The 15,575-nt window shown below is 63.3% G+C and carries 17 protein-coding genes; 3 read left to right on the forward strand and 14 right to left on the reverse strand.

The features are described from left to right. Nucleotides 1–119: 119 nt before the first annotated feature. The 8 genes from ACFVSI_RS07875 to ACFVSI_RS07910 form a co-directional block, all read right to left on the reverse strand. Entirely contained in the window at nt 120–1,010 is an 891-nt protein-coding gene (locus tag ACFVSI_RS07875; protein ID WP_387821669.1) for a tRNA pseudouridine synthase A, read from the reverse strand. A gap of 32 nt (nt 1,011–1,042) precedes the next feature. Then, nucleotides 1,043–1,603: a 50S ribosomal protein L17 gene (rplQ, locus tag ACFVSI_RS07880; protein ID WP_387821671.1), complete on the reverse strand. Its 561-nt coding sequence runs from the start codon at nt 1,601–1,603 to the stop codon at nt 1,043–1,045. 66 nt (nt 1,604–1,669) lie between these two features. Then, nucleotides 1,670–2,680 carry a DNA-directed RNA polymerase subunit alpha gene (locus tag ACFVSI_RS07885; RefSeq protein ID WP_011775567.1) on the reverse strand — a complete coding sequence of 337 codons (1,011 nt, stop codon included), beginning with the start codon at nt 2,678–2,680 and terminating at the stop codon, nt 1,670–1,672. Between the two features lie 148 nt (nt 2,681–2,828). Further along, complete coding sequence (gene rpsK, locus ACFVSI_RS07890; protein WP_021472435.1) at nt 2,829–3,230, reverse strand: 30S ribosomal protein S11; 402 nt, start codon at nt 3,228–3,230, stop codon at nt 2,829–2,831. A gap of 51 nt (nt 3,231–3,281) precedes the next feature. Then, nucleotides 3,282–3,659, reverse strand: coding sequence for a 30S ribosomal protein S13 (rpsM, locus tag ACFVSI_RS07895; protein WP_011775569.1), 378 nt, complete (start codon nt 3,657–3,659; stop codon nt 3,282–3,284). A gap of 195 nt (nt 3,660–3,854) precedes the next feature. Then, the gene (rpmJ, locus tag ACFVSI_RS07900; protein WP_011775570.1) at nt 3,855–3,968 is read right to left on the reverse strand and encodes a 50S ribosomal protein L36; all 114 of its coding nucleotides are present in this window, start codon (nt 3,966–3,968) and stop codon (nt 3,855–3,857) included. A 71-nt stretch (nt 3,969–4,039) separates the two neighbouring features. Next, complete coding sequence (gene infA / locus ACFVSI_RS07905; RefSeq protein WP_009358723.1) at nt 4,040–4,261, reverse strand: translation initiation factor IF-1; 222 nt, start codon at nt 4,259–4,261, stop codon at nt 4,040–4,042. Nucleotides 4,262–4,456: 195 nt separating this feature from the next. Next, the gene (locus ACFVSI_RS07910) at nt 4,457–5,467 is read right to left on the reverse strand and encodes a P1 family peptidase (protein ID WP_387821674.1); all 1,011 of its coding nucleotides are present in this window, start codon (nt 5,465–5,467) and stop codon (nt 4,457–4,459) included. 236 nt (nt 5,468–5,703) lie between these two features. On the opposite strand from ACFVSI_RS07910, the gene ACFVSI_RS07915 reads away from it, so the two are divergent. From ACFVSI_RS07915 to ACFVSI_RS07925, 3 genes are read left to right on the forward strand one after another with little or no spacing between them, the layout of a single operon-like run. Then, the gene (locus tag ACFVSI_RS07915) at nt 5,704–6,639 is read left to right on the forward strand and encodes a carbohydrate ABC transporter permease (protein WP_387821676.1); all 936 of its coding nucleotides are present in this window, start codon (nt 5,704–5,706) and stop codon (nt 6,637–6,639) included. Then, the gene (locus ACFVSI_RS07920) at nt 6,636–7,538 is read left to right on the forward strand and encodes a carbohydrate ABC transporter permease (protein WP_306843288.1); all 903 of its coding nucleotides are present in this window, start codon (nt 6,636–6,638) and stop codon (nt 7,536–7,538) included. Before ACFVSI_RS07915 ends, ACFVSI_RS07920 begins: the two co-directional genes overlap by 4 nt. Before the next feature lie 49 nt (nt 7,539–7,587). Beyond that, on the forward strand, nt 7,588–8,934 hold the full coding sequence (locus ACFVSI_RS07925; RefSeq protein ID WP_387821679.1) for an ABC transporter substrate-binding protein: 1,347 nt from the start codon (nt 7,588–7,590) through the stop codon (nt 8,932–8,934). Between the two features lie 61 nt (nt 8,935–8,995). Here ACFVSI_RS07925 and map read toward each other — a convergent pair whose 3' ends face one another. Genes map through ACFVSI_RS07955 form a run of 6 tightly spaced genes read right to left on the reverse strand, consistent with a single transcriptional unit; the run spans nt 8,996 to nt 15,527 of the window. Continuing rightward, the gene (gene map, locus ACFVSI_RS07930; protein ID WP_144659432.1) at nt 8,996–9,823 is read right to left on the reverse strand and encodes a type I methionyl aminopeptidase; all 828 of its coding nucleotides are present in this window, start codon (nt 9,821–9,823) and stop codon (nt 8,996–8,998) included. A gap of 33 nt (nt 9,824–9,856) precedes the next feature. After that, nucleotides 9,857–10,768: an NAD-dependent epimerase/dehydratase family protein gene (locus ACFVSI_RS07935; protein ID WP_387821683.1), complete on the reverse strand. Its 912-nt coding sequence runs from the start codon at nt 10,766–10,768 to the stop codon at nt 9,857–9,859. Further along, nucleotides 10,765–12,486 carry an AMP-binding protein gene (locus ACFVSI_RS07940; protein ID WP_387821686.1) on the reverse strand — a complete coding sequence of 574 codons (1,722 nt, stop codon included), beginning with the start codon at nt 12,484–12,486 and terminating at the stop codon, nt 10,765–10,767. Before ACFVSI_RS07940 ends, ACFVSI_RS07935 begins: the two co-directional genes overlap by 4 nt. Next, entirely contained in the window at nt 12,479–13,693 is a 1,215-nt protein-coding gene (locus ACFVSI_RS07945) for a cytochrome P450 (protein ID WP_387821687.1), read from the reverse strand. The genes ACFVSI_RS07940 and ACFVSI_RS07945 overlap by 8 nt, the downstream gene beginning before the upstream one ends. Then, nucleotides 13,690–14,487, reverse strand: a complete 798-nt coding sequence (locus ACFVSI_RS07950) for a glycosyltransferase family 2 protein (protein WP_387821689.1) — start codon at nt 14,485–14,487, stop codon at nt 13,690–13,692. Before ACFVSI_RS07950 ends, ACFVSI_RS07945 begins: the two co-directional genes overlap by 4 nt. Beyond that, nucleotides 14,484–15,527 carry a 3-oxoacyl-ACP synthase III family protein gene (locus ACFVSI_RS07955; protein ID WP_387821692.1) on the reverse strand — a complete coding sequence of 348 codons (1,044 nt, stop codon included), beginning with the start codon at nt 15,525–15,527 and terminating at the stop codon, nt 14,484–14,486. The genes ACFVSI_RS07950 and ACFVSI_RS07955 overlap by 4 nt, the downstream gene beginning before the upstream one ends. Nucleotides 15,528–15,575: the final 48 nt, after the last annotated feature.

The raw sequence follows: 15,575 nt of genomic DNA on the forward strand, positions 1-15,575 counted from the left end.
CCTCGGGAAATAGACCGGCACTTCGCGGATCCCAGACCACGGAGTGCCACAACGGCCCCCTTCCGGTACCCAGAGCCGGGAGGGGGTCCTCCAACGTCCGGGCACAGCAGGAAGAAACGCTACTCGCGCCGGGCGCGCGTCAATTCGGCCCGGGCCAGCAGTTCACTGTCGGACGGGTAGGCGACTTCTTCCAGGACCAGCGGATGAGGCGCGGCCAGCACCGACTTGGCATCGCGCTTTCTTTCAAGCAGCCGCTCGTGAAGCCACGCCCGGGGTTCCAGCCCCTCCCCCACCCGCAGGGTTGAGCCGACCAACGAACGCACCATGTTGTGGCAGAACGCATCAGCCTGCACGGTGGCCACAATGACGCCGTCGCTCCCCCGCGCAAACGAGAACTTCTGCAGTTCGCGGATAGTAGTGGCACCCTCCCGGGGCTTGCAGTACGAGCGGAAATCCTGGAGCCCCAGCAAAGACTGAGCGCCCTCGTTCATCAAGGCAACATCCAAGGCCGCCTTGTGCCAGAGCGTGATGCCACGGAGCACCGGATCCCATCGCCCCGGACCGTCGGCAATCCGGTAACTGTACCTGCGCCACAGTGCCGAAAAGCGCGCGTCGAAACCTTCCGGCGCCAGACCGGCGTCGTGCACTTCCACTGCACCGGTGAGGTCGCCAAGGACGCGGCTCAAAGCGCCGCGGAGCCGCCGCAAAAGGGCGACGGCGGGATCAAGTTCGTGCCCGCGCGGCAGTGACAGCCACTCGGCTTCGGTGACGTCGAAGTGGACTACTTGGCCGCGGGCGTGGACTCCGGCATCGGTCCGGCCAGCGACGGTTACACGAACACTTCGCTGCAGAAGCAACGCCAGAGCTTCTTCAAGGGAGCCCTGCACGGTCCGCAGACCCGGTTGCAATGCCCACCCGCTGAAAGGACCGCCGTCGTAGGAAAGATCAAGCCGGACACGCAAAAACCCGCCGCCCCCCAAAACGGGGGCAGCGGGTTTTCGTTCGTTCATAGACTCAAGTCTACTGTGAAGAATTCAGTGAATTACTTCTTGTCCTCAGCGGCCGGAGCCTCTTCGGTTTCAGCAACTTCAGCGTCAGCAGCTTCGGCTTCAGCGGCCGGAGCCTCTTCGGTTTCAGCAGCTTCGGTCTCTACGGCTTCGGTCTCAACGACCTCTTCCTCGGCAGCCGGAGCAGCCTTGGCAGCGGCAGCGGTTGCTTCAGCAACAACGGCCTGCTTCGGGGAAACCGGCTCGAGAACGAGCTCGATGACAGCCATGGGAGCGTTGTCGCCCTTGCGGTTGCCGATCTTGGTGATGCGGGTGTAGCCACCATCGCGGTTGGCAACGGCGCCGGCGATGTCGGTGAACAGCTCGTGGACAACGCCCTTGTCGCTGATCAGGCCGAGAACGCGGCGGCGGGAAGCGAGGTCGCCACGCTTGGCGAAGGTGACCAGACGCTCTGCGTACGGCTTGAGGCGCTTGGCCTTGGTGACCGTGGTGGTGATGCGCTTGTGCTCAAAAAGAGCAGCTGCCAGGTTCGCGAGCATCAGACGCTCGTGAGCCGGGCCGCCTCCGAGGCGCGGACCCTTAGTGGGGGTAGGCATAGTTATTTCTCCTGTTATGTAAGCCGGTCAGGTCCATTGCTGGACCCGACGGCCAAGATCTGCTGTTTAGAGCTCGTCGTCGCTGAACGCGGCGTCGTCCTCTTCGATGGCTGCGGCGCGGGCTGCGAGATCGAAACCGGGAGGGGAGTCCTTGAGGGACAGACCCAGTTCGACGAGCTTTGCCTTGACCTCGTCGATGGACTTCGCACCGAAGTTACGGATGTCCATCAGGTCAGCCTCGGAGCGGGCAACGAGTTCACCCACGGTGTGGATGCCCTCACGCTTGAGGCAGTTGTAGGAACGGACCGTGAGGTCCAGATCCTCGATCGGCAGAGCCATGTCAGCTGCCAGGGCAGCGTCCGTCGGCGACGGGCCAATCTCGATACCTTCAGCTGCGGTGTTCAGCTCACGGGCCAGACCGAACAGTTCCACCAGGGTGGTGCCTGCGGAAGCAACAGCATCGCGCGGAGCGATTGCCTGCTTGGTCTCGACGTCGACAATGAGCTTGTCGAAGTCGGTGCGCTGCTCAACACGGGTAGCTTCCACGCGGAAAGTTACCTTCATGACCGGCGAGTAGATCGAGTCGACCGGGATACGGCCGATCTCGGAGTCGCCGGACTTGTTCTGAGCTGCCGAAACGTAGCCACGGCCGCGCTCGATGGTCAGTTCGAGTTCGAACTTGCCCTTCGAGTTCAGAGTGGCAATGTGCAGATCCGGGTTGTGGAATTCGACGCCGGCCGGCGGAGCGATGTCCGCGGCGGTGACGACTCCGGGGCCCTGCTTGCGCAGGTAAGCAACAACCGGCTCGTCGTGCTCAGAGGAAACCGAAAGGTTCTTGATGTTCAGGATGATCTCGGTGACATCTTCCTTGACACCCGGAACCGTGGTGAACTCGTGCAGCACGCCATCGATCCGGATGCTGGTTACAGCAGCACCGGGGATGGAGGAGAGCAGGGTACGGCGGAGGGAGTTTCCGAGGGTGTAACCGAAGCCCGGCTCCAGCGGTTCAATGATGAAACGGGAGCGGTTCTCGGATACAACTTCTTCAGACAGGGTGGGGCGCTGTGCAATGAGCACTTAGGTTTCCTTTCGGCGAGCATCCGCTATATGACGCAACACAGGTGGTGGAAATCGGCTTCGGTTTCCAGCCTGACCAGCCGGGCCATGCTTATGGACGGTAAAACCATCCACAGCAGGCCCGGCCAGTCAGGCAGGGTGAACCTAATTAGACGCGGCGGCGCTTCGGCGGGCGGCAACCGTTGTGGGCGCTGGGGGTGACGTCCTGGATGGAGCCAACCTCGAGGCCAGCAGCCTGAAGCGAACGGATTGCGGTTTCGCGTCCCGAACCCGGTCCCTTGACGAAAACGTCAACCTTGCGCAGACCGTGCTCCTGAGCGCGCTTTGCAGCAGCTTCGGCAGCCATCTGGGCAGCGAACGGGGTGGACTTACGGGAGCCCTTGAAGCCAACCTCACCGGCGGAAGCCCAGGAGATCACAGCGCCAGTCGGGTCCGTGATGGACACGATGGTGTTGTTAAAGGTGCTCTTGATGTGCGCCTGTCCAAGCGCAATATTCTTCTTATCCTTGCGACGCGGCTTACGAACCGCTCCACGAGTCTTCGGGGGCATTGTTTCTCCTACAGAAAGTTATCGGGGGAAAACCAGGTCAATCCCGAGGGATTAACGTCCGGCCTTCTTCTTGCCGGCGACGGTGCGCTTCGGGCCCTTGCGGGTACGAGCGTTGGTCTTCGTACGCTGTCCGCGTACGGGCAGGCCCTTGCGGTGGCGCAGGCCTTCGTAGCTGCCGATCTCGACCTTGCGGCGGATGTCAGCGGCTACCTCGCGGCGAAGGTCACCCTCAACCTTGTAGTTGCCTTCAATGTAGTCACGCAGCTGAACCAGTTCGGCGTCAGTCAGGTCCTTGACGCGAACGTCAGCGCTGATGCCGGTGGCAGCCAGGGTTTCGTGTGCACGGGTCTTGCCCACGCCGTAGATGTAAGTAAGCGCAATTTCCAACCGCTTTTCGCGGGGAATGTCTACGCCAGCGAGACGAGCCATAGTGGCGGTACTCCTTGAATAAACCGGAGGTCGTAGGCAGTACACCCGCACTTTCAGTGCGGCCCCAGCCTCCGACCGGGGGTTCGCTGACCAGGCTCTGTGAAGCAGTCCTGGCACAGCTTGTGCTGCCTTTATTTACTTGCGTGGGCTAGCAACCCAGGTTTGCCCTTGCGGGCGCTGATTCCCGAAAGGGAATTAGCCCTGGCGCTGCTTGTGGCGCGGGTTCTCGCAGATCACCATGACCCGGCCGTTACGGCGGATCACTTTGCACTTGTCGCAGATCTGCTTGACGCTCGGCTTGACCTTCATGGCGTTCCTTTGCGTGTTTTGCAGTTGATCTGCTGGAGCGGCTTGGGCACTATTGCCTGCCGCCCAGCAATTTACTTGTAGCGGTAGACGATACGACCACGTGTGAGGTCGTATGGGCTCAGCTCCACCACTACCCGGTCCTCTGGGAGAATCCTGATGTAGTGCTGACGCATCTTCCCAGAGATGTGTGCGAGAACGATGTGCTTGTTGGTGAGCTCAACACGAAACATCGCGTTGGGCAGCGCTTCAGTCACAACGCCCTCGATCTCAATGACCCCGTCCTTCTTGGCCATATCCTCCGCTAACTGTTGTTTGCCGCCGTCCTTCGATGAGGCACCGAAGATCCAACGGACGTTTTTTGTTTGTTTGACCATCCTGGAACCACGACACCAAAAAGGGCGCGGCTGCACAGACAACCAACAAATAACTCTACGCCAATCAGGCTGGAAAGTTAAATCCGACCATGGTAGCGCACGTATCGTCGGCCGTCACTCCCCCGTCGGACGATAGGCCGGGAAGCTGCCCGCCGCCGTCGTGATGCTTTGGGCTGACTCCACGCCGTCCAGGATGGCCAACCGGACCGCTTCGGCCGCCGCGCTTTGCAGGGTAATCAGCGATACCTGCCGCGCTTGTTCGCTGCTTCGGTCAAGGCCGACGGCGCCAGTCGCCAAGGCGAAAACGGTGTCGCCGTCGGCCAAAGTGTGGGACGGATCAAGCGCCCGCGCCAGGCCCGCATGCCCGGACGAAGCAGTCCGCCTACACTCGGCTACATCCAGCACGGCATTGGTCGCGATGACGACGAGCGTGGTGTTCAGGCCTTGCGGTTCTGCGCCGGCCGCCTCGCCCCCTGACTGCGGGGCTGGAGCCCGGCCGCGCGCGTCTAAGGGAGGAACGACCGAGCGCGCAGAGGGCTGCAGTCCCGCAGGATACACCGGCGACCCCAGCGCGTTAACCACCGCCAGCGCACCTACGATGACGCCACCCTCGAGTTCGATTGACGAGGTTCCCACGCCGCCCTTGTACTGCCCGCGGGCAATGACGGCACCGGTACCGGCACCAACGTTTCCGCGTTCGACGGCGGCATGGTCACCTGAGGCGAAGGCCGCGGCAGCTGCCTGGTAGCCCATCTCCTGGTCGGGTCGGGCGTGCACGTCGCCACCGCGGCCGAGGTCGAAGATGGCTGCGGCCGGAACAATCGGAACCACAGTGCCGGGGACAGCGAATCCCCGCCCTTGTTCTTCGCACCATCGCTGGGCGCCATGGGCCGACACCAGACCGAAGGCACTCCCGCCGGTCAGCACCACGGCATCCACCGTGGATACGAGCGTCGTTGGATCCAGTGCGTCTGTCTCATGCGTCCCCGGTCCCCCACCCCGGACATCCACGGACCCGACGGTTCCGGGCGGAGGCAGCACAACGGTCACGCCACTGAGCCACCCGTCGTCGTTCTTCTGCACGTGCCCAATCCGGATGCCTTCAACATCGGTGATCGAATTCATGGCTCCATTCTCCACCTCGGCGCAACCGCCCATGCGGCAACAAAACGGGAGTCGGGCCTCAAATACGAATGCGCGGGTAACGTCCGGTGAACGGTCCCGGAAGTGTAAGACAACTCTCGCTACGGAGGCGGCTTTTGGCCATGGAGGCCATGGCCAATGTGGTGAGCTAGGCCTGTCTTCGCCGCCCCCTGTGAGGGGGCAGGCGCCCCCGCATTCGCCGAAACCGTGAGTACTACATGACTGCCCCTTTGATAAACACGAGCAGCGCCGCACCCGTTCGGGCACGGCCACGCTGGTCCGGCCGTAGCCGCAAGGATTTCGTGGTGTTCCTGGCCATGGCCTTGCCAAACCTGCTGTTGATCGGAACCTTCACCTATTGGCCCCTGATCAACAACATCTACTACTCCACCTTGGACTGGACGCTCGGTTCTTCAAGGGCCACGGTGGTCGGACTTCAGAACTACGTCACGTTCTTCAGCAGCGATGACGCGTCCAAGGTCCTGGGAACCACGGCAATCTTCACTGTGCTGACCGTGGGCGGGTCCATGGTCCTCGGCTTGCTGGTGGCCTTGGCCCTGAACTCGAAAGTCCGGGGCACCACGTTCGCCCGCTCTGCGGTCTTCGCGCCCTACGTTCTGTCGGGAGTCGGCGTCGGCCTGGTGTGGTTGTTCATCTTCGATCCCGGATATGGAGTCCTCGCCTGGATCCTCCGGGGCTTGGGCCAACAGAGTCCCCAGTGGATCAACGACCCCCAACTTTCCCTGGTGATGGTCATCATCGTCTACGTGTGGAAGAACCTGGGCTACTGCGCAGTGGTGTTCCTCGCTGGGCTGCAATCCCTGCCCCGGGACGTGATGGAGGCGGCCGCATTGGACGGGGCCAACAGTGTCCGGCGGTTCTTCAACATCTCGCTGCCGTTGCTCTCCCCCACCACGTTCTTCCTGCTCATCACCACCATGCTCAGCTCGCTGCAGGCCTTCGACCTCATCCGCATCATGACTCCGCTGGGCAACGGCACCAGCACCCTGATCTACGAGGCCTACCTCCAGGCATTCGGGGCCTACAACAGGGCCGGCTACTCGGCAGCGGTTTCGGTGATCCTCTTTGCCATCCTGCTCGTCATTACCGTCCTCCAACTGCGGTTCGTTGAGCGAAAGGTCCACTACTCATGAGCGCCCCGGCACCCGTCCTGGTTCGTGAAGACGCCGAACAAACCGCTGCGCCGGAGCGTCCACTCTCCAGATCCAATCTGCTGCAGACAGTTGCAACCGGGTATGTCCCTCTGATCATCGCGACTCTCGTGGTGTTCCTGCCCCTGTTGTGGATGCTCCTGAGCTCCTTCAAGCAGCCCGGCGAGATCGTCACCATGGATCTGAAGATCCTTCCGGAGACGCTGAACCTGCAGAACTACGTCACGGCCATGACCACGGTCCCGTTCGCGCAGTTCTTCGCCAACAGCCTGATCGTCACCGCGGTGGGATCGTCCATCAAGGTGGTCCTGGCAATCCTCACCGCCTACGCGCTGGTGTTCGTGCGTTTCCCGTTCAAGAACGTCATCTTCGTGCTGATCCTTGTGGCCCTCATGGTCCCGGCCCAGGTCTCGATCCTGCCCAACTACATCCTGATCGCCGGCATGGGCGGCAAGAACACCCTGTGGGGCATCATCCTGCCGGGGCTTGGCACGGCGTTCGGTACCTTCCTCCTGCGTCAACATTTCCTGACCTTGCCGCCGTCGATCCTGGAAGCCGCGGAGATCGATGGGGCAGGCCACTGGCGCAGGCTGTGGCAGATCATCGTCCCCGTGTCCGTGCCATCCATCGCCACCGTGGCCCTGGTGACCGTGGTCAGTGAATGGAACGACTACATCTGGCCACTGATCATCACCGACCGTCCCGAAACCATGACGTTGCCCGTTGGCCTGACCTTGCTCCAGAACTCTGAAGGCAACGGCGCGGGCTGGGGAATCCTCATGGCCGGAGCGGTCCTGGTGATCGTCCCCATCCTGCTGGTGTTCGCCGCACTCCAGCGCTACATCGTCGCCGGGCTGACCCAAGGCAGTGTCACCGGTTGATTCTCCAACGCACTATTCGCATCAACGTCAGTTATTGAGAGGAAGCACCATGAGCACCACCCTTGACCGCCGCCATTTCCTGGGTCTGGCGGGCCTCGGAGCCGGAGCTGCGGCCCTCGCCGCTTGCGGCGGACCGTCGACGGCGGGTCCGGCAGACGCCGTCGACACCGGAACCATCGACTTCAGCGGCGTCAAGCCCGCGGCCTCCATCGACTTCTGGACGAACCACCCCGGCAAGTCCCAGGACGTCGAGAAGGCCATCATCGAGAAGTTCCACGCCAAGTTCCCGGACATCAAAGTCAATCTGGTCACCGCCGGCGCCAACTACGAAGAGATTGCCCAAAAGTTCCAGACGTCCCAGGCAGCCAAGACCGGCCTGCCCGGCCTCGTGGTCCTGTCCGACGTCTGGTGGTTCCGGTACTTCTCCAACGGCAGCATCATTCCGATCGATGGCCTGGTCAAACAGCTGGACATCAAGATCGACGACTTCCAGAAATCACTGGTGGACGACTACAAGTACGACGACAAGCAGTGGGCCCTTCCGTACGGCCGTTCCACCCCGCTGTTCTACTACAACAAGGACCACTTCAAGGCAGCGGGTCTCCCCGACCGGGCACCGGCCACGTGGCAGGAGTTCGCGGAGTGGGCACCGAAGCTCAAGGCCACTTCCGGGGCGCAGTACGCCTACATCTACCCCGCCCTCGCCGGTTATGCCGGGTGGACCCTGCAAAACAACCTGTGGGGTTGGGGCGGCGGCTGGTCCAAGGGCTGGGACATCACCTGCGACTCCAAGGAATCCGTCGCAGCCCTTCAATGGGCCCAGGACTCCATCTACAAGGACGGCTGGGCAGGTGTTTCCTCCAAGGAAGCAGCTGACGACTTCGCCGCCGGCATCACGTCCTCCACCATCTCCTCGACGGGCTCACTCCTGGGCGTCCTGAAGGCAGCGAAGTTCAATGTCGGCGTCGGATTCCTGCCCGGCGGTCCCCAGGCACCCAGCGGTGTCTGCCCCACCGGCGGTGCCGGTTTGGGCATCCCCAGCGGCATCACCAAGGAAGAACAGCTGGCCGCCGCGACGTTCCTCAAGTTCATGACCGAGCCGGAGAACACTGCTGCGTTCTCCGCCGCGACCGGCTACATGCCTACCCGGGTCTCGGCTGACATGTCCGCTGTCCTGGCGGCCACCCCGCAGATCAAGACCGCCATGGACCAGCTCGCAGCCACCAAGGTCCAGGACAACGCACGCGTGTTCCTGCCAGGCGCGGACCAGGAAATGGCCAAGTCGGCGGCCAAAATCCTCACCCAGCAGGGCGACGTGCAGGCCACCATGGCCGAACTGAAAAAGACACTTGAAGGCATCTACACCAAGGACGTCAAGCCGAAGCTGAAGTCCTGACCCTTGTACGACAAAGCAAGAGCGCGGCTACTGCAGTAGCCGCGCTCTTCTTATGCGGGTGTTACGGGATCGGGACAGGAACGACGCCGAGGGGCGCCAATTGTGCGGCGCCTCCATCGGGGGCGGACAGTACCCAGATGCCCTTTTCGTGGACGGCTACCGAATGCTCCCATTGGCAGGAACGCTTGCCGTCCGTGGTGACGACTGTCCAGTCGTCGTCGAGGGTTGCGGTTTCGATGTCACCGCGAACCAGCATCGGCTCGATGGCAAGGCAAAGCCCGGGACGGATCTTGGGACCACGGTGGCTGGTCCTGTAGTTCAGGACATCAGGGGCCATGTGCATCTCGGAACCGATGCCGTGGCCGACGTAGTCCTCAAGAATTCCCAAGGGCTTGCCGGGAACCGAGGAGACGTAGTCATCGATTGCGTTGCCGATATCGCCCACAAACTTACCCTTGGCCAGCGCCGCTATACCGCGCCACATGGCAGCCTCAGTGACATCCGAGAGCCGCTGGTCTTCGGGGTCAGCGGTGCCAACGATGACAGTGCGTGCAGAGTCCGAGTGCCAGCCATCAACGATGCAGCCACCGTCGATGGAGATGATGTCGCCATCCTGGAGGACGCGACCGCCGGGAATGCCGTGGACCACTTCCTCATTCACGGAGGTGCAGATGGTAGCCGGGAAACCGTGATAGCCAAGGAAGTTGGACTTGGCTCCGGCGTCGTTGAGCACCGCGGCAAAGACATCATCCAGGTCCTTGGTGGTGACGCCGGGCTTGGCAGCAGCAACGGCAGCGTCCAGTGCGCTGCTCAGGACGAGCCCGGCCTGCTGCATGGTGCGCATCTGCTCGTTGCTCTTGTATTCAATGCGGGGCTGACCGAACGCCATGTTCTCCTCTGGAAGGTTTGCGGTTGGGACCGATCAGGCCCCGTGCTCCAACCATTTTCCCGCATCGGAGACCGTGGTCGAAATTGGCTCGATTCCCAGCTCCTGGCGCAGCCGGTCCAAACGGTAGGTTCGCTGCTTCCCCACCTGGCTGACAGCGTAGCGGGTCACCTTCGGAGCCTGGCCGCTGATCCGTGATGCGGCTTCCGAAACCGCTGCGAGCGCCATCGCCGCAGGCTCGGGAAGATAGGTGATGGGAACGCCGGAATGGCCGGAGACGTCCAGGACCTGCCGGAGGACAGTTCCCAGTTCGACGGGTTCGGCATCTCCGACGTTGACGGCGCCCTTCACCGTTGACTGGCAGGCAGCCAGAACGGCCCGGACCAGGTTGTCCACATGCGTCAGCTGGTGTTTCACCCGAGGGTTACCCACACTGATCAGCCGCCCGCCCGTGATGTTGCCAACCAGGCGGGGAAGGAGCGTTCGATCCCCCGGACCATAAACGCCGTGGGGGCGCAGGACTACGGCATTGCCGTGGTTCCGCGCTTCCACATCGGCGAGCGCTTTGCTGCGGCCATAGGCATTCAGGTGCCGGGAGGCCACTTCCTCTTCTGCGCGGTCCACGCATGGTTGCCACCAGGGATAGACACTTGAACTTGATAGGTGCACCAGGCGGGTGGCGGCGAAGGCCTCGGCAACTGCCCTGGTCCCCAGCACGTTTGTGCGGTGAAAGAGCGCCGCGTCTCCCCAGTCGGCTACGTGGGCGCCGGCGTGGACCACCGCATCCACGGCCGGAAGCTGTGCAGGCGGCAACCCGGCCAAGTCCCAATAGCGCAATCCCTTCCCTGGTCTGCGGGCATAACGCACCACCTCCCAGCCGCGGGCTTCAGCAGCGTTGGCCACCGCGCCACCGATGAACCCAGTAGCGCCGGTGACTGCGATCCTCATTCTGCCGACCCTGGCGCTGGGCGGGCGGCGAACATGGCCCGCAACGCCACGCGGTCAGCTTTGCGGTGCCTTCCCGTGGTGGGAAGGGCATCCAGGACTTCCATATAGTCCGGGAGCGCGGACTCATCGATGATCTTGGGCAGTTCCCTGGCCAAGCGGGATTTGAGGGCTTGGGCAGCCTGTCCGGGACCCGGGACTACTGCCAGCCAGACTGCTTCGTCGCCGATGCTGTCCGGAACACCCACCATGACCGCTTGCCGGACACCTGGTAACGCAGCGATCAATGGCTCGTAGAGGGCGGGATAGATATTCGTCTTGCCGCGGATGATCATGTCTTTCTTGCGCCCGATCATGACCAACCTGGGTGTCCCTGTTCCGCCATGGTCCAGCCGCACGAGGTCCCCTGTCGAGTGCTCCGCCATGGCGTCCTCGCCCAAGTAGCCGCGGCACATGTTCGGGCCGCTGGCAAAGAGCTCGTGGTCTTCGGCTACCCGGATTCCGACGGCGGGCAGCGGCTCCCCGAGGAAGTCACCTTCTCCGCTGCCATCGGGAGCCGTGAACTCGGCTTCCGCCCCGGAGGCGAAGGCCAACTTCTCCCGACCGTCCGCGATCGCGATCGGCAGCACCTCTGTCATGCCGTAGATGAGCTTGAAGTCCACATCGGGCAGGAGCTTCATGGCGCGGTCCAGAAAAGGCGCAAGAATCGGCGCGGCCCCGAGCATTACGGTCCGCAGCGTTCCGGGCAGCTGCACGGATCCCTCTTCGACGGCATCCAGGATGGGCGCCAGCTGCGAGGGAACCAGGAAAAGGTGGGTGGCGGCGTCGTAGCTTGTTCCCTCTCCCGAGGCAGGACCCAACTCTGCTGCCAGCCGCAGCGGATCGATGTGCGCGGAGAAGCCATAACCTGGCATGGTCCAGTGTGCCCCGGCGATCAGGGCCGGCAGGCCCATCATGAGCTGCTCGGAGTGGATCCGGTCGCCCTCACCGAAGGTGCACCGCGTGGATAACTGCTCGAAACCCGCCGCGAGCGAGCCGCGGGTGTGAACCACGCCTTTGGGTGAGCCGGTGGTGCCCGAGGTGAAGATGATGACAGCTTCCTGTTCGGTTAGGGGCCGGTCGGCGTCATCCTGCCTCACGTCTCCGTGCGAAGGGCCCGCGAGAGCCTTGACCGGCGAAGCACCGCGGGGCACGCCCGGCAACCAGGGGCCGGAGTAAAAGTGCCGGACGTCCATTGCTCCGTAATCCGGGAGGAGGAGTCCCCGTCTCCTCGCCAGGGGACGGAGCGGGCTCTTGGCACTCAGGGCATACAGGACGGACTCGGAGGCAGCCCAGCGCGGTGCGGCAAGCTCCGCCCGGTCCCGGAAGAGCGCAGGCCCGATTCCAGGGTCGATAAAGACCACGGAACCACCGGCCCGGACTGCACCCAGGGCCAGGATGAAGGCTTCCGGACTGGGGCGAACGGAAAAGAGCATCCGCTCCCCTGCGCCGAATCCCTCTTCCAGAAGCCCCCGCGCCGTTGCCTCGATACCATCTACCAACCCGCGGTACGTGATGGTGCGGCCGGGCCGTACGCCGTCGTTCTTTTGTCTGGTCCAGCGCGGCTGCCTCCTTCCGGGTGCCGTGATGGCCGGGCGGTCGGGGACGCGCTCAGCGGAGGCATACACGGCGCTGATCAAATCCGCGGTGGCGATGGACCGGGCAGGTGCTTCCTCAGGCATGGGCCAACTCCAGCCTCCGGTAGCCGGGTATCAGCACTCCCCTGCTCACGTGGCGTGCAGCAATCCGCCACGGCCGCTGGGCATACAGGTCCAGCAGCAGCTCCAGAGCCGAATTGATTTCGGCCATGGCCAGCGGCATGCCGATGCAGAAGTGCGGACCGGCACCGAACCATAGCTGGCGTGCTTGCTGTGGGGTTGGCCGGGAGGGATCAAAACCCCCTAGGCTTTTGGCGGCGTGAATGGTTGAGAGCAGGATCCTGTCTCCTGTGAGCACCTTCGTGCCGCCAATGGTTCCGTCTCCCACAGCGTCCCGAAGCATCATCGGCGAGGGAACAGTGAAGCGCAACGCCTCGTTGACTGCTGCAGGAAGGGCGGACCGGTCCCGGGCGAGTTGGCCGAGCTGTCCGCTGTCAGTAAGCAACGCCACCAATCGCGGCACGAACGACACCAATGTCTCGGTGCCCACCATCACGAAGGCGCTGATGATGCCCATCGCCTCGTCCTCGGACATGCCCAGTTCATGGAGCCTGCCGGGGAAGGTTTCCGGGTCGCCTTCCCTGTAGGCCACCCGGACCGGACCAGCCAAGACCTCGACGGCGGCCTTTCCCTTGGCCACCTGGCTCGCCGTAAGCGACGGCCGGCCCAGGCGAACAAGTGACGAGATGGAGGAACCGAGGTCGAAGAGTTCCCTGTCCGCCAACCTGCCCGGGGCATCCGCCGGGATCCCCAGCAACCGGGAAATGACACCACCGGCCAATTCCTTTACACAGTCCACCAGATCCACCCGGCCCTGTGTGGCCAAATCGCCGCGGACGCGTGACTCCAACGCAAGGGCCGCGGGTTCCACGATGCCTGCAACGGAACGCGGAGTGAAAATGTCTGCCAGCCGCCGCCGCAGGAGCCTGTGCTCCTCGCCGTCCATGTTCAGCAGCGCCTTCGGCCCCACCACGGGAGTCCACAGCGCCCCCGAGCCCGACGGGCCGTCCTTCACGAAAAGTTCCTGGTTCATCAACACTTCCCGGACCAAGCCGGCTTCGCTGACCAGGACTCCCAGTCCTGGAAGCCTCAGGACGGGACGTAATCCGCCAAGCCCACGGATCACCGGATACAACACCGGGTGCGCTCCAAGGTGGACACGACGCTCCCACCGTTCCGCCGCGATCTGCCGGGTATTCTGCTGGCGCCCCACCGCGGGTCCGCCGATCACCGGATGTCCACATGTTCGGGGCGATACCGGTGATCCGCGTACCACGCCAGCGTGTTCTTCAGTCCCCAAGCCTTCACACGGCGCGAGGACCCGTAGACCACCACGTCGCGTCGCAGCCCGTAATTCCGCGTCAGCTTCCGAACCCGGTTGGATAATGCCCGGTCCTCGTGGAGGTCCTCGATCCTGGTCCTCGGAAAGCCACCCGAGCGGTGGTACATCTCTGCCGTGATGGCCATATTGCACCCGGGAAGCATTTGGTACGGGCCAAGGTACCCCTCGCCCTTGTTTCCGGGACGGATCTTTCCGAAGAAGGAAGCCACTTCAACGGCGAACAACATCAAGAACCGTTCACGGCGCGTGATTCCCTCGTCTTCGCGGGGAACCAATTGGCCGGCCACGAGTTCCAGCCCGTCATCGAACGCCCCCATGATGCGCGCCGTCCAGTCCGGTGCGGCCAGGCAATCGGCATCCGTCCGCGCCAACCACCGCGCCCCGTGCTCGACACCAAAGCGCATGCCGGTATCAGCTGCCGCGCCCGTGCCCTTTTCGGCATCATGCACCAACCTGATGTCCATGTCCGGATGCTCCGCCGCGAAGTCCGCCACGATGGCACAGCTGCGGTCCGTGGAACCGTTATCCACTACCACCACAGTGAAGTCCCTGAACGACTGCGCAACAAGGGAGCTGAGGGCTTGCCCTACGAGCTTCTCCTCGTTGAGCATCGGCATGGCTATGCAGAGGTCCCGCGTAGGGCCAGCACTCTTCAGTGCCGCGTCCGGCATGAGGGCGTTCACAGCCGCACCACCGCCATTCCCAGGCTCACTCCGCCGCCCAGGCCGACCAACGCGACGAGATCGCCCGGCCCTGCACGGCCACTGTCTACAGCAAGCTTCAACTGCAGGGGAAGGCTGACTGATGCCAGATTGCCGAACTCCTCGACAGAGTTCACCAGCAGCCCGGGCGGCACACCGGCACCCTCTGCGAATATCTGCCGGTAAGGCGCGCTGACCTGGTGAACGCAGACCACGGCAAAGTCAGTCCAGGAAAGACCCAAGCCTTCGAGAGTCTCATCAAGCAGCTCCGAGCCCAGGTCCAGGAAAGCGTCCTTGAGCTTTTCACCATCCATGGCGAAATAGCTGGCCTCCGGATCACGTGGGAATGCCGAGCCGCCGGCCGCCAAAGTCCCCACGGACCAGTGGCTGCTTTTCGCAGTGAAAGCCGTAGCGACAATCCCTGCCGCAGCGCCGTCAGCCTCACCAGGCCCAACCGCAGCCTCCAGCAACACCGCAGCACCGCCGTCGCTCATCGTGTATCCGGGAAAGCTCGAGGCAAACGTCGGGAAATCCGGAACCGACCACCGCACGGCCCTTGAAGGCGACTCCCCCGTAGCCACCAGGACACGGGCATAACGTCCGCTGCCAATCAGGGCATCGGCGACTTCCATGCCATTCAGGAAACTGTTGCAGGCATTCTTGACGTCCATGACAGGGCAGGACAGCCCCAACTTTGCGGCCACCATGTGGCCAGTCGCGGGCTCAACCATGTCCTGGCTGGCGGAGGCGAAAATGAGCAGGTCAACATCCGGGGCCTGGAGCCCGCATTCCGCCAGGACCTTGGCAGCAGCGTTGGCGGCCAAGTCCGAGGCCTGCTCTGTATCGGCCATGACACTCCTGGACCGGATACCGGTGACCCTGCCGATGAGGCCTTTCGGGACCCGGAACCCGGGACTGGACTCTTCAATGCGGCGTTCGACGGCGGCCGTGTCCAGGCGCGCTGGCGGCAAGTAGACTTCAAGCCCCGCGATCCGGCTGTGCCCTGACAGAGCTCTCTGCATGCGCTTCCCCCAAGAATGTGCCGCGTCATAAGAAAAGGGTGTGTCCCG

This window comes from Paenarthrobacter sp. NPDC057981 (assembly GCF_042886835.1).
Lineage (GTDB): Bacteria > Actinomycetota > Actinomycetes > Actinomycetales > Micrococcaceae > Arthrobacter.